The organism is Providencia sp. Je.9.19, from assembly GCF_051129765.1.
GTDB lineage: Bacteria > Pseudomonadota > Gammaproteobacteria > Enterobacterales > Enterobacteriaceae > Providencia.
On sequence record NZ_JBCPSS010000007.1, the window covers coordinates 176851 to 197437 of the forward strand.

At 38.6% G+C, this 20587-nt stretch carries 16 protein-coding genes; 12 read left to right on the forward strand and 4 right to left on the reverse strand.

Features of this window, described 5'->3' with window-relative positions; all coding sequences use genetic code 11:
- Nucleotides 1-419: 419 nt before the first annotated feature.
- The 3 genes from AAZR93_RS19210 to AAZR93_RS19220 all read right to left on the reverse strand — a co-directional run bounded on the left by AAZR93_RS19210 (nucleotide 420) and on the right by AAZR93_RS19220 (nucleotide 3764).
- Nucleotides 420-1193 (reverse strand): outer membrane protein OmpK, encoded by a 774-nt coding sequence (locus tag AAZR93_RS19210; RefSeq protein WP_434720761.1) that lies wholly within the window; start codon nucleotides 1191-1193, stop codon nucleotides 420-422.
- Nucleotides 1194-1452: 259 nt separating this feature from the next.
- Nucleotides 1453-2961, reverse strand: coding sequence for a muropeptide MFS transporter AmpG (gene ampG / locus AAZR93_RS19215; protein ID WP_434720762.1), 1509 nt, complete (start codon nucleotides 2959-2961; stop codon nucleotides 1453-1455).
- A 221-nt stretch (nucleotides 2962-3182) separates the two neighbouring features.
- Nucleotides 3183-3764, reverse strand: coding sequence for a YajG family lipoprotein (locus AAZR93_RS19220; RefSeq protein WP_294108453.1), 582 nt, complete (start codon nucleotides 3762-3764; stop codon nucleotides 3183-3185).
- Between the two features lie 313 nt (nucleotides 3765-4077).
- On the opposite strand from AAZR93_RS19220, the gene bolA reads away from it, so the two are divergent.
- The 9 genes from bolA to AAZR93_RS19265 all read left to right on the forward strand — a co-directional run bounded on the left by bolA (nucleotide 4078) and on the right by AAZR93_RS19265 (nucleotide 15250).
- Entirely contained in the window at nucleotides 4078-4416 is a 339-nt protein-coding gene (gene bolA, locus AAZR93_RS19225) for a transcriptional regulator BolA (protein ID WP_434720763.1), read from the forward strand.
- Between the two features lie 362 nt (nucleotides 4417-4778).
- A complete protein-coding gene (gene tig / locus AAZR93_RS19230; protein WP_294108458.1) occupies nucleotides 4779-6083 on the forward strand; it encodes a trigger factor in 1305 nt (434 codons plus the stop codon).
- Between the two features lie 480 nt (nucleotides 6084-6563).
- Nucleotides 6564-7184 (forward strand): ATP-dependent Clp endopeptidase proteolytic subunit ClpP, encoded by a 621-nt coding sequence (clpP, locus tag AAZR93_RS19235; RefSeq protein ID WP_294108460.1) that lies wholly within the window; start codon nucleotides 6564-6566, stop codon nucleotides 7182-7184.
- A gap of 120 nt (nucleotides 7185-7304) precedes the next feature.
- The gene (gene clpX / locus AAZR93_RS19240; RefSeq protein WP_294108462.1) at nucleotides 7305-8582 is read left to right on the forward strand and encodes an ATP-dependent protease ATP-binding subunit ClpX; all 1278 of its coding nucleotides are present in this window, start codon (nucleotides 7305-7307) and stop codon (nucleotides 8580-8582) included.
- A gap of 204 nt (nucleotides 8583-8786) precedes the next feature.
- On the forward strand, nucleotides 8787-11228 hold the full coding sequence (gene lon / locus AAZR93_RS19245) for an endopeptidase La (protein WP_434720764.1): 2442 nt from the start codon (nucleotides 8787-8789) through the stop codon (nucleotides 11226-11228).
- A gap of 220 nt (nucleotides 11229-11448) precedes the next feature.
- On the forward strand, nucleotides 11449-11724 hold the full coding sequence (gene hupB, locus AAZR93_RS19250; protein WP_294108466.1) for a nucleoid-associated protein HU-beta: 276 nt from the start codon (nucleotides 11449-11451) through the stop codon (nucleotides 11722-11724).
- A 414-nt stretch (nucleotides 11725-12138) separates the two neighbouring features.
- The gene (ppiD, locus tag AAZR93_RS19255; protein ID WP_434720765.1) at nucleotides 12139-14010 is read left to right on the forward strand and encodes a peptidylprolyl isomerase; all 1872 of its coding nucleotides are present in this window, start codon (nucleotides 12139-12141) and stop codon (nucleotides 14008-14010) included.
- Between the two features lie 144 nt (nucleotides 14011-14154).
- Nucleotides 14155-14517 carry a ComEA family DNA-binding protein gene (locus tag AAZR93_RS19260; RefSeq protein WP_434720766.1) on the forward strand — a complete coding sequence of 121 codons (363 nt, stop codon included), beginning with the start codon at nucleotides 14155-14157 and terminating at the stop codon, nucleotides 14515-14517.
- Between the two features lie 304 nt (nucleotides 14518-14821).
- The gene (locus AAZR93_RS19265; protein WP_434720767.1) at nucleotides 14822-15250 is read left to right on the forward strand and encodes an acyl-CoA thioesterase; all 429 of its coding nucleotides are present in this window, start codon (nucleotides 14822-14824) and stop codon (nucleotides 15248-15250) included.
- A gap of 73 nt (nucleotides 15251-15323) precedes the next feature.
- Here AAZR93_RS19265 and queC read toward each other — a convergent pair whose 3' ends face one another.
- Nucleotides 15324-16022, reverse strand: coding sequence for a 7-cyano-7-deazaguanine synthase QueC (queC, locus tag AAZR93_RS19270; RefSeq protein ID WP_294108474.1), 699 nt, complete (start codon nucleotides 16020-16022; stop codon nucleotides 15324-15326).
- A 343-nt stretch (nucleotides 16023-16365) separates the two neighbouring features.
- Between queC and AAZR93_RS19275 the strand changes: the two genes are divergently transcribed.
- The 3 genes from AAZR93_RS19275 to AAZR93_RS19285 all read left to right on the forward strand — a co-directional run bounded on the left by AAZR93_RS19275 (nucleotide 16366) and on the right by AAZR93_RS19285 (nucleotide 20445).
- The gene (locus AAZR93_RS19275; RefSeq protein ID WP_294108475.1) at nucleotides 16366-16827 is read left to right on the forward strand and encodes an Lrp/AsnC family transcriptional regulator; all 462 of its coding nucleotides are present in this window, start codon (nucleotides 16366-16368) and stop codon (nucleotides 16825-16827) included.
- 91 nt (nucleotides 16828-16918) lie between these two features.
- On the forward strand, nucleotides 16919-18664 hold the full coding sequence (locus tag AAZR93_RS19280) for a SmdA family multidrug ABC transporter permease/ATP-binding protein (protein WP_434720768.1): 1746 nt from the start codon (nucleotides 16919-16921) through the stop codon (nucleotides 18662-18664).
- Nucleotides 18661-20445, forward strand: coding sequence for a SmdB family multidrug efflux ABC transporter permease/ATP-binding protein (locus AAZR93_RS19285; RefSeq protein ID WP_294108479.1), 1785 nt, complete (start codon nucleotides 18661-18663; stop codon nucleotides 20443-20445). The genes AAZR93_RS19280 and AAZR93_RS19285 overlap by 4 nt, the downstream gene beginning before the upstream one ends.
- The last annotated feature ends 142 nt before the right edge of the window (nucleotides 20446-20587 follow it).

Sequence of the window (20587 nt, forward strand, 5' to 3'; positions counted from 1 at the left end):
CCAAATGACAAAGATTCTAATTGTCGTTTCATCAGTACGGGTATTTTACGGTAAGGTTATGCTAGTGTAAATGATTGTAAGGCAAAGAAACTGAATTGTTAGCTCTTTATGTTAATATGATCACATGTAAAGAACTTATATCAAAACAGTTAAAATTGATGCGGATTATAAGTATATATTGATAAAACGACACTAATAGTAAATTATCTTAGTAATTTTACAAGGAAAAATATATACAAAAGAGAAGAAAAAAAATGAAAACTGATATGAATGTTAAATAAAATGGTAGTGGAAAATACGTTTTTTACTACCGATAAGGAAAAAATCAGTACCTTATCGGTGAAATAGTAAAGTAATATTATTACTTTATTGATAAAAAACAGATTTATTATAATTGAATATAATTTTCTTATGGAAAGTTAGAACGTATACTTTAATGTGTAAACGATCGCATCTTGGTAAAAATTATCACCTAATTTATTATCAGCATAACGATATTGCACACCGGCGGCTAAGTTAGGCGTCGCATTCCACCAAAAAGCTAAAGCACCGTTTATTCCATCTCGACCGCCATTACCATAGCGTTTATGACGAGAAAACTCCATTTCATGCCAGTTAGTAATCATGAAATTCTCTTCAAACATCTTAAAGTTATAGCCCGCAACCCAGCCAACAACATAGCCATTGTTCCCTGAGTAATAAGTTTGATCGACATAATGAAGTGCAATAAAGGGTTTAAACCACAGATCGTCAATGACGGTGTTATAGCCTAGCCCATATAGAGTGTTTACCTCGTGAAAGTTGCCACCATATTTTGCACCCGGCATCGACCAAGTACCATAAACATGTCCATAAAGGTTGAGTCCGCTATCACCTAAATAAACGCGTCCAGTTGTTTTGATGGTATAGCGCTGATTACGCCCAGGCTCTGTCCGGCGCTGATGAAGTGGATTTTCAACATCAAAAAAACCATATAATTCTCCCCATTTAAAATTAGCCCCACCTTCTAATTCAATATAAGCAAAATCTTTTTTGTGTGTAGTGTGTTCAGATTTGGTTTCTGTGCGATGTGACCAATCCAAATAGTTAACATTGATATCAGCAAAGCCATTTTGATATCCGAGAAACTCTTCAGAGTTCGCATTACCTGCGAGAGACGCTATGGCAGCAGTGCAGAGTAGTTTTTTTATCATGATATATTATTTTCATTTAATTATTAACAAAGTTTATCATTTTATGACGTTTGTTTTTGACATTCAGCCATCGTCAAATTAACAAGATATTAGACTTTTAAATAACAATTAAAAAACATATTGGTTTGATAAAGTGAGTTTGATCACGATATTTGAGTGTAGGAGATGGTTTGTATTGATGAGGCTGATTTTTATTGATGAATTAAATTACCTAAACTAATAGCATTAGCTTAGGTAATTAATGTTATGAATAGATGATTTACTGTTTGACGATTTTACGTACAGCTAAGAAGTCTAAGCTACCACCGATGATCAAACTCAGCGCACCGATAGAAACCCCGATATTGAAAATAATATTTTGGTAGTAAGGCAGGTTAAGCCAAAATGATATCTGTGTTGTAAATAAATAAATTTTTACGCCGCTAAATGAACAAACAAGCAGGGTTAGTAGCCATATTGCTAGAAAGCTCACTGCCGTAAGTAAGGTATAGACTGCAATTTTATAGCCACTTGGATATTGTTCGCGACGTTGGAATAGCCCAGTCGTTTGCGTGTAAACTAAGGATGTTCGGCAAGCTAGAAGTAATAATATTCCTGGCACAGCGACACCAATTGAAATTAAATAAAAGAGTGGCCAACCATAGGTGCTTACAAAAATACTGGCAATAGGACCAATATAGACACGTCCAACAGCAGATAAGGCAGAAAGAAGGGCAAATTGAGTCGCTGACAATGATTTATTACATAAGGTCATTAAAAGGGCAACAAACGCTGCGGTTCCCATTCCAGAAAAAATATTTTCAAGAAAAATGATTGAACCCATACTAATGATATTCGGCGGCGTGACTGCCAGAAACCAATAACCAATATTAGAAACGCCTTGTAAGACCCCAAAGACGAATAGCGCTTTAAATAAGCTCATATTCTTCATTAAGTAACCACCAAGAAGCGCTCCAACAATTGTTGCAGCCATCCCAACTGTTTTATTGACGGTACCAACTTCACTTAAACTAAAACCTAACGCATTCAATAAGAAATTGGTATTTAGCGCCATTACAAAGGCATCACCCATCTTATAAAAAACCAGTAGCAATAAGATTAACCATGCATTGTTACGACTAAAAAATTCGGCGAGAGGCTCATAAATAGCATCTTTGAGTGAGGCGGGGGGCGCGATATTTTCGGTGGGCTCTTTGGCGAGTAATGTTGCAATCACACCGATAAGCATTAGTCCTGCCATCAGCAAGTAAAGTTGTTGCCATGTCAGAAACTTGTCAGCTAGCCAAAGGGAAAGACCACCAGAAACGAGCATGCTGATGCGATAGCCCATTACAGATGTTGCGGCTCCAAGACCACGTTCTTCGGCGCTTAATAAGTCAGTTTTATAAGCATCGAATACGATATCTTGTGATGCGGAACAAAATGCCACAATGACGGCTAATGAAGCAAGCCACCATAAATGTTGCGAAGGGTTCATGAAACCCATTGTTGCAATACTAATAATGAGTAAAATTTGAGTGGTTAGTAACCAACCTCGACGTCGACCTAAAAAGGATGGAGTGTAGCGATCCATCATTGGAGACCACAAAAATTTTAAAACATAAGCTTGACCAACGAGAGAGAAAAAACCAATGGTACGGATATCAACATTCTCAACCGTTAACCACGCTTGTAATGTGCCTGCAGTAAGTGCCAATGGTAAGCCAGAAGCGAATCCCAATAGTATTAATATAATGTTGTTAGGTAGTCTGAAGGTGGTGCGTGGCATATTCTTCCTTTTACCGACACCTGTTTTATTCGCGCTACAGGGGTCTTGGCTTCACTCATTTTCTTTCTACTGGCAACATGAAATTAATTAGAGTAATTCTCGTTATATGTCGTGTTTCAGCATATTGGTATAAAAGGCAGTACAACATTGCGCTACCCAAGTCGCATTCTTATTATATGCTTCTTGGGAGAGCTTATGTTAAACAGCGATATTTGTAATTATTAATAGCGAGAATTTTGTCTGATAAAATCAGTTAATTCTTGGTCATTCGCCATATCGGTAATTAAATCGCTAAGAGCACTGTTTATAGCCGCTTGAATTTTTGCATTCGTCGCGCCTAGCAGTTCTTGCGTATTAAAGTTACGGGTAAATGAACGTGTTTTTGTTGAGCCATTAGGGGCAGTCGCATTGACACTTACACTTGAATTGACGGTGATATTGTGGCGTAGGCTTCCTTCAGTAACTTTGGCATCTAACTTATTCAATTGAACAACTAAGTTAATATTTGCAGGTGATGTGACCATAAAACCACGTGCTGCCATCTGTTTTTCTACTGCTTCTTGCATCAAATAGCGTGGGTCACGAGACGGATTAAGTACAACTAAGCTACCATCGCGGTTAACTTCAGCTAATGATTTTTGAGTACGATTATCAACGCTACTCACACTGATTGATGTTGCATTCAGTGTTGGATTTTTAGCAGGTAAGGTAATCTTGGGTTCAAGCGATAATGTATTATTACTTGCGGTACAACCGGCAAGCAAAAACAAGGCAAAAAGAGGAAAACACAGTTTTCTTAACATAATTTTTTCCAGTTAATCTTTCCTAATTGAAAATGTTCCGCTATGGTGCGGATAGCGGCAATTATAGCAATGCAATTAGAGCAACAGCAATATGGTTTATTTTACTTGAACTGTTAGACAGCAGTTTTTGAAAAAAGTCGTATAAGCTTCGTATAAATGCGAAGCGGTCATAATATAAAGTTGCAATTATCAGATTTTTCTACAATAAAATTGCAAGATTTGGTGTTGCTCATAGTGTGATTCGCAATATAGCTTGCGGTGTAGTTTACTGGATTTATCAATACTAGATAAGCCTCTAAGTAAGGAGTTTTTTATGGTCGCCAATGTATCGCAGGATATGCAATCGCGTGTGAGTCAAAAGTTACACACGGCTTTTGAACCTGCTCATTTGGAAGTGATAAATGAAAGCTATCAACATAATGTATTGCCAGGTTCAGAAAGTCATTTTAAAGTCATTTTAGTCAGTGAAAAGTTCGAAAATAAACGAATGCTTAGTCGTCATCGAGAAATTTATGCTATTTTAGCAGACGAATTAGCGGGTAGTATCCATGCTTTGGCGTTACATACGTATACGCCACAAGAGTGGGATGGGTTAACTAACACCGCATTGAAATCACCTGCATGTCGTGGTGCGGGTAAAGCTAACGGCTAATTCGAGAGTTTATTTTTGAAAACTGATTTTATATGAATACTGAAATTCATCATTTTTAATATACTTAGTATCAAATTGATGAATGATTTTTCTTCAATTTTGTTGAAGAAATGGAATTTTAGTCAGAAAAGTCACAAAATTAGAGGATTAATCGCTTCTTTTATCGGCTTTTCTCGACTCAGAGCGCATGCATCGGTATAATGTTGCGTCTAATTTTCAGTAAGGTTTCGGGACGCTTCTGATATCAGGGATGAGTGTTGTGAAAACAATGCCCCCGGTTCTGGAAGGGAGAAAGCCACTAATGATTTAATGGCATAACTCTGAAGTAGACCGATCACTAAGATTTTTTTTGAGGTAAGAAGATGCAAGTTTCTGTTGAAACGACTCAAGGCCTTGGGCGTCGTGTAACAATCACCGTTCCTGCCGCTGATATTGAAAAAGCAGTAAATAGCGAGCTAGTTAGCGTTGCTAAGAAAGTACGTGTTGATGGTTTCCGTAAAGGAAAAGTACCAATGACTATCGTTAAACAGCGTTATGGTTCGTCTGTTATGCAAGACGTTCTAGGCGATGTTATGCAACGTAACTTTATCAATGCAATCATTGAACAAAAAATCAATCCAGCGGGTGCTCCTAGCTATAAGCCGGAACAACTCGATGAAGGTAAAGATTTCGTTTATTCGGTTGAATTTGAAGTTTATCCAGAAATCGAACTGAAAGGTTTAGAAACTATTGAAGTTGAAAAGCCAGCTGTCTCAGTAAAAGATGAAGATCTGGAAAACATGCTGGAAACTCTGCGTAAACAACAAGCAGAATGGAAAGAAGTTGAACAAGCGGCAGCTGCTGATTCTCGTGTTACTGTTAATTTTAACGGTTCTATCGATGGTGAAGAGTTCGAAGGCGGTAAAGCTGAAGATTTCGCACTCGTTATGGGCGAAGGCCGTATGATCCCTGGATTTGAAGAGGGTATTGTTGGTCATAAAGCCGGTGAAGAATTCGACATCGAAGTTAACTTCCCAGAAGATTACCACGCTGAAAACCTAAAAGGTAAAGCGGCTAAATTTGCTATCGTTCTTAAGAAAGTTGAACAACGCGAATTACCTGAATTCACTGAAGAATTTATCAAGCGTTTTGGTATTGCAGATGGCTCTTTAGATGGTCTGCGTACAGAAGTGCGTAAAAACATGGAACGTGAACTGAAAAATGCAGTTCGTAACCGTGTTAAAGCACAAGTACTTGATGGCTTGATCGCTGCGAACAATGTTGATGTTCCAGCAGCAGTTGTTGATGGTGAAATCGATGTTCTGCGTCGTCAAGCGGCTCAGCGTTTTGGTGGCAACGAACAACAAGCGATGGAATTACCACGTGAATTGTTCGAAGAACAAGCAAAACGTCGTGTTGTTATCGGTTTGCTGTTAGGCGAAGTGATCAACAAGAACGAGCTGAAAGCTGATGAAGATCGTGTGAAAACATTGATCGAAGAAATGGCATCTGCTTACGAAGATCCATCAGAAGTTATCGAATACTACAGCAAAAATGAAGAGCTGATGAACAGTGTTCGTAACTTAGCTTTAGAAGAGCAAGCAGTTGAAACTATCCTTGCTGCCGCTAAAGTAACTGAAAAAGAAACTAACTTCACTGAACTGATGAATCAAGTTCAAGCTGGTTAATTTTTCTTTTTAGTTGTACAAAATAATAAACCCGTAGTGTTTCGCTGCGGGTTTTTTGTCAATTAAAGCTTTTTAAATTCAGACTTTTTGTTAATTACGATAAAGTCACTTGAAAATCATATTTAAACCCTAATTATAGAGTCAACACATTAGATAAAACGTGACGAGGTATTTTGTCATTTTTCAATATCAAGTAGGGATTTTCCTCGGTATAAATCCGTGTAACCCTACAGAGTTGTGTTAAACTATTTTAATGAGCGTCTTGTTTTCGACAGCAGACTTAGCTGAATTTCTACTAATTTAATTCGTTACCTTGTGCCAATCTGGTTGAAAGTACGAAATAAATGGGTGACTCAAGTAGGTAGACTCAAGAAATTTTTAAAGACAAATTGTTTGTTTGTAGCATGGTTTCTAACCCAAAATGGCGGACAGACAGCAAATTAGGCGCAAGCACCAGAAAGTTTTTAATAGGAGATTTTGATGTCACATTTTGGCGGTCAAGAGCAGCTAGCATCCCAAATGGCACTTGTGCCAATGGTTATTGAGCAAACCTCTCGAGGTGAGCGCTCATACGATATTTATTCACGTTTATTAAAAGAACGTATTATCTTCCTGACAGGTCAAGTGGAAGATCATATGGCGAATTTAATTGTCGCTCAGATGCTATTTCTTGAAGCAGAAAATCCAGAAAAAGATATTCAGCTCTATATAAACTCCCCTGGTGGTGTGATCACAGCAGGTATGTCAATTTATGACACGATGCAGTTTATTAAACCAGACGTTAGTACTATTTGTATGGGACAAGCATGTTCCATGGGGGCATTTTTGCTAACTGCAGGAACTGAAGGTAAGCGTTTTTGTTTACCAAATTCTCGCGTGATGATCCACCAACCGTTAGGTGGCTACCAAGGGCAAGCAACCGATATTGAAATTCATGCTCAAGAAATTTTAAAAGTGAAATCACGAATGAATGAATTGATGGCTCGTCATACAGGTAAATCCATCGAAGAGATTAATCGTGATACTGAGCGTGATCGCTTCTTATCTGCTAGTGAAGCTAAAGAGTACGGTTTAGTCGACCATATCTATACTAGCCGTTAATATGCTTACTTTTTGGTATAAAATATAAGTTTATATCATAAAATTTTTTAGAAATTAGTTGTCTTGTTTTACGGTTAATTAACTGAAACTAGGCGATATGAATAAAAGTGAGGTCAACTGATGACAGATAAACGCAAAGAGGGGGCAGGTAAGCTATTGTACTGTTCTTTCTGCGGAAAAAGTCAGCATGAAGTCCGTAAGCTGATTGCCGGTCCGTCAGTTTATATTTGTGACGAATGCGTAGATTTATGTCTCGATATCATCCGCGAAGAGATCAAAGAACTCGCTCCACAGCGTGAGCGTAGTGAATTGCCAACGCCCCATGAAATTAGACAACATCTTGATGATTACGTAATTGGTCAAGAGAAAGCGAAAAAAGTTTTAGCGGTAGCTGTTTATAATCACTACAAACGTCTACGTAATGGTGATAAAACGAGCGATGGTGTTGAATTAGGCAAGAGTAATATTTTGCTTATCGGTCCAACAGGTAGCGGTAAAACCCTGCTGGCAGAAACACTCGCACGCTATTTGGATGTTCCATTTACAATGGCAGACGCAACGACATTAACCGAAGCCGGTTATGTGGGTGAAGACGTTGAAAATATCATTCAAAAACTGCTACAAAAATGTGATTATGATGTAGAGAAAGCTCAGCGCGGGATTGTTTATATCGATGAAATCGATAAAATTTCACGCAAATCAGATAATCCATCGATTACACGTGATGTATCCGGTGAAGGTGTGCAGCAAGCGTTGCTTAAACTTATCGAAGGCACGGTTGCAGCGGTTCCACCACAAGGTGGTCGTAAGCATCCTCAACAAGAGTTTTTACAGGTTGATACCTCTAAAATTTTGTTCATTTGTGGTGGTGCTTTTGCGGGTCTCGATAAAGTAATTAGCCAACGTTTAAATATACGTTCAAGTATTGGTTTTGCCGCAGAAGTGAAAGGCGAATCTGATAAAGCGACGGAAGGTGAATTATTAACGCAAGCTGAACCTGAAGATTTGATCAAGTTTGGTCTAATTCCTGAGTTTATAGGTCGTTTGCCAGTTGTGGCAACCTTAACTGAGCTGAGCGAAGAAGCGCTGATTCAAATTCTGAAAGAGCCTAAAAATGCATTAACTAAGCAGTATCAAGCTCTGTTTAATCTTGAAGGAACTGAACTTGAGTTCCGTGAAGAAGCACTCAAAGCAATTGCCAAAAAGGCAATGGTGCGTAAAACAGGTGCTCGTGGTCTACGTTCAATCGTAGAAGGCGCGCTGCTAAATACCATGTATGACCTTCCTTCAATGAGTGATGTTGAAAAAGTTGTTGTGGATGAGAATGTGATTAATGAGCAGTCAGAGCCATTGCTTATTTATAGCAAACCGGATGCACAGGCTTCTGGCGATAATTAATCCCCAATGTGTTCAATAAATAATCAGACAAAATGAGGGCTTTCCCTCATTTTGTTTTTTATATTCAACTAGCCATTGAATGCTAAAATCTTGTCCCCATATAGTTTATATTCTGAGGTGTGGTTTCTTTGTTTTGATAGTGTTATATCAAAATAATAGGCTGAAACCCTTAAACTAGCATCAGCTAAACGAAGAGAGAGCTTTATGAATCCAGAGCGTTCCGAACGCATTGAAATACCAGTATTGCCTCTGCGTGATGTAGTGGTATACCCACACATGGTGATCCCACTGTTTGTTGGACGTGAAAAATCCATTCATAGTCTGGAAGCAGCGATGGATCATGACAAACAAGTCATGCTGGTTGCGCAAAAAGAAGCCTCAACGGATGAACCTGGGGTGAACGACCTATTTGCAGTTGGTACTGTCGCTTCTGTTATTCAGATGCTGAAATTACCTGACGGTACCGTTAAAGTTCTCGTTGAAGGTTTACGACGTGCTCGTATCACAAGTCTGACGGACAACGGCGAATACTTCTTAGCGCAAGCTGAATATCTTGCTCAGGAAATTACAGAGCATACTGAAGCTGTTTATGATGAAACAGCAGCTTCGAATGAGTCTAAAACAGTAAGTCTTGTTGATGAAAAAGAGCAAGAAGTTTTATATCGTACTATTGTCAGCCAGTTTGAAAGTTACATTAAACTGAATAAAAAAATTCCACCGGAAGTACTGACTTCTTTGCATTCTATTGAACAAGATCAGTTAGATAAGCTAGCTGATACCATTGCGTCCCATATGCCATTAAAATTGGCTGATAAGCAGCGTGTTCTAGAAATGGCAAATATTGCAGAGCGTGTTGAGTTTTTGATGGCCATGATGGAATCAGAAACCGAGCTGCTGCAAGTGGAAAAACGCATTCGTAATCGTGTCAAAAAACAGATGGAAAAAAGCCAGCGCGAGTACTATTTGAATGAGCAAATGAAAGCGATTCAAAAAGAACTTGGCGAAATGGATGATGCACCTGATGAACACGAATCGCTGAAACGTAAAATCGAAGAAGCGAAAATGCCAAAAGAGGCTCAAGAAAAAGCGGAAGCAGAACTGCAAAAGCTGAAAATGATGTCTCCAATGTCGGCAGAAGCGACGGTTGTTCGTAGCTATATTGATTGGATGATCCAAGTTCCATGGCATGCGCGCAGTAAAGTTAAAAAAGATTTAGTGAAAGCGCAAGAAGTCCTAGATACCGATCATTATGGTTTAGAACGCGTCAAAGATCGTATTTTAGAATATTTGGCAGTGCAGAGCCGCGTCAGTAAAATTAAAGGTCCAATTTTGTGTTTGGTTGGGCCTCCGGGAGTGGGTAAAACTTCTCTTGGGCAGTCAATTGCGAAAGCAACTGGCCGCCAGTATACCCGTATGGCACTTGGTGGCGTGCGTGATGAAGCTGAAATTCGTGGTCACCGCCGTACTTACATCGGTTCAATGCCAGGTAAGCTCATTCAGAAAATGGCAAAAGTGGGGGTTAAAAACCCACTCTTCTTGTTGGATGAAATAGATAAGATGTCTTCGGACATGCGTGGAGATCCTGCATCTGCATTATTAGAGGTGTTAGATCCAGAGCAAAATGTGGCATTTAACGATCATTACTTAGAGGTTGATTACGATCTCTCTGATGTAATGTTCGTAGCAACATCTAACTCGATGAATATTCCTGCGCCATTGTTGGATCGTATGGAAGTCATTCGATTGTCTGGTTATACCGAAGACGAAAAACTGAACATTGCTAAAGGTCATTTGTTATCTAAGCAAATTGAACGCAATGCTTTGAAAAAAGGTGAGCTGACCATTGATGACAGTGCCTTAATGAGCATTATTCGTTACTACACGCGTGAAGCTGGTGTTCGTAGTTTAGAGCGTGAAATTTCGAAATTATGTCGTAAAGCAGTTAAAGCATTGTTGATGGATAAAAAGCTTAAACACATTGAAATTAATGCGGAAAACCTAAAAGACTATCTGGGCGTACGTCGCTTTGATTATGGTCAGGCAGATACCGAAAATCGTGTTGGGCAAGTAACAGGATTAGCATGGACCGAAGTTGGTGGTGATTTACTGACTATCGAAACGGCCTGTGTACCAGGTAAAGGTAAATTAACTTATACCGGTTCTCTTGGTGAGGTAATGCAAGAGTCTATTCAAACTGCATTAACCGTTGTTCGTGCTCGTGCTGAAAAACTCGGTATTAATAACGATTTTTATGAAAAACGCGATATCCATGTGCATGTGCCTGAAGGGGCAACGCCAAAAGATGGCCCAAGTGCAGGTATTGCGATGTCTACAGCGTTAGTTTCTTGCCTAACAGGTAACCCTGTAAGAGCTGATGTTGCAATGACAGGTGAAATTACCTTAAGAGGGTTAGTTTTACCGATTGGTGGATTAAAAGAAAAATTATTAGCAGCACACCGCGGAGGGATAAAAACAGTATTAATCCCTGATGAAAATAAACGCGATTTGGAAGAGATTCCACAAAATGTGATTGCAGATCTTGAAATTCATCCAGTAAAAACGATTGAAGAAGTACTCGCTATTGCGTTAGTAAACCCAGTTTTTGGTGCTGAGGTTGTAAAAACTAAAGCGAAAAGAGTGAGCTGAATCAAGAAGTTTGTATAAAACTAAGGCTGACACCTAATTTAGGACTTGTCAGCCTTTTTTTTCATCGTTAACTTAACGATGATTCTGATAATTGTTTGTATGTAATCTGTTCTCTTGCCATTGGTATTCAGGATTGATATAACGACTGCATCATTAGTTGGCTATACTAATATTGCTAACTAAGAGATAGATAGTCATAACTAATATGGGGATGATAAGAGTGAATAAGTCTCAACTGATTGATCAAATTGCTTCTGATTCAAATATTTCTAAAGCTGCAGCTGGCCGTGTTGTTGATGCGTTCGTTGCTTCTGTAACAGGTTCTCTGAGCAAAGGAGACGATGTTGCTCTAGTTGGCTTTGGTACATTTTCTGTTCGTGAGCGTGCAGCTCGCACAGGACGTAACCCGCAAACTGGTAAAGAAATCCAAATTGCTGCGGCTAAAGTACCTGCCTTCCGTCCAGGCAAGGGTCTTAAAGACGCTGTTAATAGCTAATTGATTTTTAGTTTCCGTCTTTATTGGGTTTTTGCGAAAACTCAAACTGACGGAATGTTTTTAATCAGCTAATATATAAGCGCACCATGGAAATGGTGCGCTTTTTTTTCTATCTGCGTTAAGATTAGCGTATTATAGGGGTTGTTGATCCTTCTAAGCTTATTTTTTCAGCAATTTTAGATTGAAAATAGTGTAATTTTATCTTTCACGAGTATTGTGATGAATAAAAGCTGCCTGAGGGTTCGATTAAAAGACGTTCGACTCGTTTTATGTTGTGTTGAGCGCTTTTTACCTAGGTGACTAGGCGGCAAGCCTCTCACCTCGATTAAAATGCTTTTATTTCGAAAAAATTCACCTTGAAAGATCGACGACCCCTAAGAAATTGAATTCAACAAAGCGGAGTTAAGCCTTTTTATGATGGAAAATTTACGCACGAAGGCGAATAGTCCTTTTCTCAAAATAGTACTAGCGCTGATTATCCTGTCATTCGTTCTGGGTGGCGTGATGATGGGGGGAGGCTTAGGCGGTGGTGGAAATAATGCCGCAGAGGTTAATGGACAACCCATCAGCAGAGAACAATTGCAACAGGCCTTCCAGCAGGAACGTCAGTCTTTACAGGAATATCTGGGAGATAAATTCTCCGAGGTTGCTAGCAATGAAGAAAGCATGAATATGCTGCGCCGCCAAGCACTGGATAGCCTGATTAATAATCAATTGATTAATCAATATGCTAATGAGCTAGGACTCTCTGCGAGCGACAAGCAGATAGAGCAAGCCATCTTTGCCATGCCTATTTTTCAAACCAATGGGCAATTTGATAGTGAAAAATATCGTGATGTATTAAACCGATATAATATTAATGCGGATAATTTTGCTGCACAAATGCGCCAAGATCTCGTTCGTGCACAACTTTCCAAGTCATTTACAGGTACTGATTTTGCGTTACCATCAGAAGTAAAGACTTATGCTGAGCTGTTCATGCAAGAGCGTGAAATTCGTACTGCAACATTATCTTTAGCACAAATTCAAGCTAAGCAAGTTATTTCAGAAGATGAACTGAAGGCTTATTATGATGCTAATCAAAATAGCTTTATTGCGCCTGAGCAAGTACAAGTCAGCTATGTAGAAATGGATGCCGCGGCAATGCCGAAGGCAACGATTACTGACGAAGAAATTAAAGCTTTTTATGAGCAAAACCTGAAAAACTATACTCAGGCAGAGCAAAAGCATTACAGCATGATCCAAGTTGCATCAGAGAAAGAAGCAAATGATATCGTCAATGAACTTAAAAATGGCGCTGATTTTATTGCGATAGCAACTGAAAAATCAACAGATAAATATAGTGCTGCAAATAAAGGTGCAATTGGTTGGATGGAAGCTTCGTCGACGCCAAGTGAACTTATTAGTGCTAATTTAACGGAAAAAGGGCAAGTTTCTACGCCGATTAAATCACAAGATAGTTATGTGATTTTCCGCTTAGATGATATTAAACCTGAAGTTGTTAAGCCTCTTGATGAAGTTAAAGAAAGTCTTGAAGTTACTTTGCTTCAAGATAAAAGCATCAAACAGTTCTATGATTTACAGCAAAAAGTCAGTGAAGCTGCAACGAATGATAATGAATCATTAATATCTGTTGAAAATGTATCAGGTTTGAAAATTGCTACAACTGATTGGTTTGACCGTAATAATCCACCAGCAGCATTAAATTTCCCGAAAGTAGTTAATGAAATATTCAGTGAGCGTCTTGTTGATAAAAATGGTTCGACAGGCATTAACTCTGATGTAATTAACGTCGAAGGTGACCGTGCATTTGTTGTACGTGTTACTCACTTTAAAGCGGAAATGACAGAGCCATTTGAAAAAGTGAAATCAGATATTGAAGCGCTGGTTAAACGTCAAAAAGCAGATGCCCAGCTGAAAGCTGAAGGTGATAAATTGGTTGCAGAGCTAAAAGCTGGCAAAGGTGAAGAGGCGCTTAACGCGGCAGGTATTAAATTTGCTGATGTTCAGAAGATTTCTCGTCTAATGCCGCAAACAGCAATAACTAATGCGACCATGGAAATGCCTCAACCGCTTGAAGGTAAGCCAACCTATACAACAGCGCGTGATGAACAAGATAACCTTGTTATTATTCAATTAGATAAAGTTACTTTAGGGCAACCGACTAAAGAAGAGCTAAGTCAACTGACTCGTGAATATCAAGGTGCAATGAGTGCGGCTGTTAATGAAGCACTGATCTTGAATTTACGTTCAAATGCAAAAATTGAAATACAAAATCTTGAATAATTGCGAGCAGTTTCGCAACTAAGATTGTAATCTCCATAATTAAAGGCCACCTTTGGGTGGCCTTTCCCATTCTAAAACTTCCTCAAATGCTTTTTGACTACACTTTTGACATTGTAGCGTCTCTACACATACAGGAGAGTAGCTATGCCATGGATAAAGCAAATTAAAAAAGGGTTGGGTGTGACATTGGTTATTACAATGCTATGTCCTTTTTCTTCATTTGTTTCAGCTAAAAAGATTGAGACGGAGAAGGCGACAGCATTGGTTTCACCGAAAGGAGAGAATAAGCCAGGAGTAAGCATAGACCTATCTGATAAGGTGAATATTAATCAGGCCAGTGTTGATGAGCTCGCACAAAAACTTAATGGTATTGGGGTCCAAAAAGCGAAAGCGATCGTCGAGTACAGAGAAAAATACGGTGCTTTTAATTCTATCGAGAACATTTTAGAGGTACAGGGCATCGGTCCTGCATTTTTGGAAAAAAATAAGGATAAGCTTGTGCTCTAGCTCGTTGTATTCGTCATTTTGTAAGTTGTAGGTTTTTGACCTATGAACCTGACGATATTCGCTGATCATTTGCATGCGTCTTGAATTATTGAGAAGGATAAACACCCATATAAAATTATGGGTGCTTACTTATTTAAATAATGAAAAGTTGAAATGCTGATAGATTTTTAGATTATTTGTTGTACTGAAAATGAATGGACATACATTAATTTGCGAGCTATGTCTTAGAAATGATATTTATTCAGCACATAGGCCTAACATTTGTTATTTTTATGTTATCAAAAACAAACTGGTCGGAGTAGTGATGGCGACGAAAATTAAAATATATGGTTTCCATATTGATGTATTCCAACATGTTAACAATGCGCGTTATCTGGAATTTTATGAAGCAGATAGATGGGATTGGATGAATGAACTCGATTTTATTGATTGGGCAATTAAGAATAAATTTACGATGGCCGCAGTTAATATAAATGTTAATTATTTCCAAGGTGCTGTTCTTGGCGATGAACTTACTGTTGTCACCCGCATGGAAAAATTTGGTGTGAAAAGTGCGCAGTGTTATCAACAAATAATCAGAATTAAAAATGGGCAATCTGAGGTGGTTTCTGATGCCTATGTCACTTTTGTTTTTATTGATACTGTATTGAATAAATCCGTAACCATTGAAAATGAACTCAGGGAACGGCTAGAATCATTTATTTCTCACTCAGATGGTTTCATTGATGTATAGATTTAAGAGACCAGAGAACAATAAGCTCTCTGGTCGCAATTTTGCCTTTTTATTATGGGTAGGTAATAAAAAACTAATTTTGTGATAAGTGTTGCTTTAGAGCATGTATTACCGTTTCTTTATTGGCGAGATAATAACTTAAGCCTTTGCTTCGTAAATGGCATGCAGCACATTCACCACAGCCATCACCTTGAATACCGTTATAACAAGTGAGAGTTTGTTCTCTTATTGTTTGAAGATGTCCGTAAGAGTCTGCAAGAGCCCATGTTTGGGCTTTATCTAGCCACATGAGTGGCGTTTCAAAACGAATATTCTTCGCGAGCCCAAGGTCAACGGCATGATTGAGTGATTTTACAAATTCATCTCGGCAATCTGGGTAGCCTGAAAAATCAGTTTCACAGACGCCGGTAATAACAGCTTCAGCTTGTACTTGGTAAGCGTAAATTGCAGCCAGTGTTAGAAACAGAATATTTCGACCTGGCACAAAAGTACTTGGCAGCCCGCTGTCTTCACTTTCTTGATAATCGGGTACTGGGATGTTATCTCTTGTTAAGCTACTAATTGCGAGCTCATTAAGTAGCTTAACATCTAATACTTTGTGGGCCGTAACGCCAAGTTGTTGACTTAATTGTTGAGCAACTTCAATTTCAACACGATGGCGTTGACCGTAATCAAAGGTGACACAGTGAACCTCATCATAATTTTCTAATGCTTGGATGAGGCACGTCGTTGAGTCTTGACCGCCGCTAAAGACGACAACTGCACGTTTCATAAATATCTCCTTTGTCATAAAAATTGTTTTATCTAAAATATAAGAGGCGCATGAACATTTACAGGTACATGATTATATATAGTAAGACCCACTCTATTTATAGTCGATGAGCTGTGAGCTAAGATTCAAGGCTGATTTATAGGCTTAGTAAATGGTTATGTTAGCGATGCCACTGCTTATTTAATCGTTATTTTAGATTATCGTTCATTCGTTGTTGCATTATTTATACCTTAATATGCCTATTTATATAAAATAATTCTATTATACTAGTTATTAGTGACATTTTTTTGTTTTTAAATTATTTAGCCATTAATTAAGCATTATTGAGATCTGGAGAGATAACATGTTAGATAAGATAGATAAAAAATTGCTCAGTTTGCTACAAAATGATAGCAGCTTATCTCTTAATGTTCTCTCCGAAGCGGTTAACTTAACATCAACACCTTGTTGGAAAAGGTTAAAGCGCTTAGAAGACGATGGCTATATTCGTGGTCGAGTGACATTACTTGATGGTGAAAAGCTCGGTTTAGGGTTAACTGTGATAGTGATGATTAAAACTCAACATCATAACAGTGAATGGTATGAGCAATTTGTTTCATTTGTTAGCCTGCTTCCTGAGGTTCTTATGTTTTATCGTATGGCCGGAGAGTATGATTATCTTATGCAAGTTGAAGTTCATGATATGAAGTCTTATGATTTGTTTTATAAGAAATTGGTCAATGGTGTTCATGGGCTAATTGATGTAACCTCAAGTTTTGCAATGGAAAAAATTAAATACACAACAGTATTACCTATTCCTGATTAGCTATTAGATTAGAACTTTTTGAATATTATTTACATTCAAACTAAACGTTGAATGACGACCGCGGAATTAACATGACTCAAGGCAGTATTACGTGCGATTATTTTCACAACTAAGTTGGTATTTTTTAAGTGAATGGCGGCGCTATCTAGGGGCTATTGGCTTCCTTATTATCATTGCTATCTTACAGCTAGTTCCTCCTCGACTGGTTGGTATTGTTGTGGATGGTATTAGCAAAGAAACCATGACAAGAAACCAATTAATTTCATATGTTGTATTGATGCTGTTTATTGCATTGATCGTTTATGGCCTGCGTTATGTGTGGCGACTTTGGTTGTTTGGCGCATCTTATAAATTGGCAGTTCAATTAAGACAAAAATTCTATCGACAATTAAGTCTTCAAAATCAAGCATTTTATCTTAAATATCGCACAGGCGATCTTATTGCTCGTACGACTAATGATGTTGATAGAGTCGTTTTTGCTGCGGGTGAAGGGGTGTTAACTTTAGTTGATTCCCTTGTGATGGGCTGTGCAGTTTTGATTATGATGAGTGTAGAAATCAGTTGGCAGCTTACATTACTTGCACTAATACCTATGCCTATTATGGCACTAGTTATTAAACGTTATGGCGATCAACTACATCATCGTTTTAAACATGCACAAGGTGCATTTTCAACCTTAAATAATCATGCCCAAGAAAGTTTAACCAGTATTCGCATGATCAAGTCTTTCGGTCTTGAAGAAAAGCAATCAAATCAATTTGAGCAGGTAGCAACAGAAGCAGGGCGACGAAACATGCATGTGGCTAAGATAGATGCACGTTTTGATCCAACTATTTTTATTGCTATCGGTATGGCTAACTTGCTTGCGATAGCAGGTGGTAGCTGGATGGTGTTACAGGGAACATTGACACTGGGTGAACTCACCAGTTTTATTATGTATTTGGGACTGATGATTTGGCCAATGTTAGCACTTGCTTGGATGTTTAATATTGTTGAGCGCGGAAGTGCAGCGTATAGCCGTATTCTGAGTCTGTTAGAAGAACCTTTAGTTATTAAAGACGGTTCTCAGTCTTTACAAGAGGAAAAAGGGATACTTACGGCGAATATAAAAGAATTTAGTTACCCTGAAACTTCCAGAGTGGTGCTTAAAAATGTTGATTTTATTTTAAAACCAGGACGGTTTTTGGGCTTGTGCGGGCCTACTGGTTCTGGAAAATCTACATTAATAACGCTATTACAACGTCAATTTGATGTTACTCAGGGGGATATCTGTTATCAGAACATGCCGCTATCTGAGATTCATTTAGATGAATGGCGTGCTCGCCTTGCAGTTGTTAATCAGACACCTTTTTTATTTTCTGACACTGTAGGCGGTAATATAGCTCTTGGGCGACCTGATGCATCAATAGAACAAATACATGAAGCTGCACGTATTGCTTGTGTGCATGATGATATTTTACGTTTACCGGAAGGTTATCAAACACAGGTTGGTGAGCGCGGCGTTATGCTTTCAGGTGGACAAAAACAACGAATTTCGATTGCGAGAGCCATACTACAAAATACCGAAATTCTTATTTTAGATGATGCACTTTCTGCTGTTGATGGACAAACGGAGTTCACTATCTTACAAAATTTGAATCGCTGGCGACAAGGTAGAACACTGATTATTAGTGCCCATCGATTATCTGCACTCGTTGAAGCGGATAATATACTCGTACTTTCACAAGGTAGTATTGCCATTCAAGGGGCACATGAGGGGCTAATTAATCAGCCGGGTTGGTATACGGATATGTATCGTTATCAACAAATTGAAGCGGCTTTGGATGGTGATTTATGAGCCAAAAAAAATCACTATGGCCGGCTTTAAAACGCTTGTTATCTTACGGTAAACCACATCGCGGCACGATGACTATTGCAATTGCAATGCTGTGGCTTGCTGCTATTGCTGAGGTGAGTGGCCCATTACTCGTTAGCTATTTCATTGACCACATGGTTGCTAAAAAACAGATAATTATGCCATTAGCAATATATATGGCGGTGGGCTTTATCTTGTTACAAGTGATTGCTGCCTTATTACATTATTATCAAATAATATTATTTAATAAAGCATCAGTTGGTGTTGTTCAAACATTACGAGCAGAAGTCATGAATGCTGCACTCAGGCAGCCATTAAGTGCTTTTGATAAACAGCCTGTTGGACAAATTATTTCTCGCGTAACCAATGACACTGAGGTGATTAAAGATCTTTTTGTGATGGTTGTTCCCACTGTGTTTCGTAGCTTAGCTTTGATTTGTGCCATGTTAGTGGCCATGTTCTCATTGGATTGGCGAATGGCATCTGTGGCTGTGATGATTTTTCCAGCTGTATTTATTGTCATGATTGTTTATCAGCGCCTAAGTACACCGATAATTCGACGGGTAAGATCTTATCTTGCAGATATAAATAATGGTTTCAATGAAGTCATTAATGGTATGACGGTTATCCAGCAATTTTTACAGCAGGCAAGGTTTGGCGCTAAACTTCAAGATGTTAGCCAACAGCATTACTTAGCTAGAATGAAAGCGTTAAAATTGGATGGATTGTTATTGCGTCCATTACTCAGCTTATTTTCGGCTATGGTTCTGTGTGGATTACTGCTGCTATTTGGTTTTGAAGGTTCCACAACAATAGGTGTTGGTGTCCTCTATGCATTTATTAATTATTTAGGCCGATTGAATGAACCATTAATTGAGCTAACTTCTCAGCAATCTATGTTACAGCAAGCTGTGGTGTCGGGAGAGCGTGTCTTTGAATTGATGGATAGTCCTAAACAGGAATATGGAGAAAGTATTGCGCCATTGCAAAATGGCTCAATAGCAATCAATCATCTGACATTTGCTTATCGTGATGACAAAACGGTTCTTAACGATATTAATCTTAATATTCCTGAAAATAATTTTGTGGCATTAGTTGGTCATACCGGAAGTGGTAAAAGCACCATCGCAAATTTAATTATGGGATATTATCCTTGGCAGCAAGGTGAAATCTTATTGGGTGGGCGCGATTTGAATTCGTTGTCTCATCAGATCCTACGTAATGATATTGCGATGGTGCAACAAGATCCAGTGGTACTGGCGACATCATTTTTTGATAATGTAGCATTAGGACGAGATGTCACCCAAGAAAAAGTGTGGCAGGTATTAGAAACTGTGCAATTGGCAGAGCATGTTCGCTTACTTCCTGAGGGGCTTGATACGCTACTCGGAGAGCAAGGTAATACACTTTCTGTTGGGCAGAGGCAGTTGTTAGCGATGGCTCGAGTGCTTGTTATTACACCTAAAATTTTAATTTTAGACGAAGCCACTGCAAATATTGATTCAGGTACGGAGCAGGCTATCCAAAAAGCGCTACGAATGATCCGCAAAACGACGACATTGGTAGTGATAGCGCATCGATTATCGACAATTGTAGATGCAGATCAAGTGGTCGTGCTTCATCGTGGTGCAATCGTAGAGCAAGGAAATCATGCTCAACTTTTGCAGCAAAAAGGTCGCTATTATCAAATGTACCAATTACAACAGGTCGGTGAATTGTTGGATTCTCGTGATGAAATTGAACCTGAAATGTTACTAACTTAACTGTTATTGCACTCTAATAATGCATTTTAAAAGGCTATCCAATTGGATAGCCTTTTGTTTTTTTGTTATCCATTGAATTATAAAGATAATTATTCTTGGCATGTTATTTGCTCAATGACTTATGCAGTTAAACAGGGGTAGT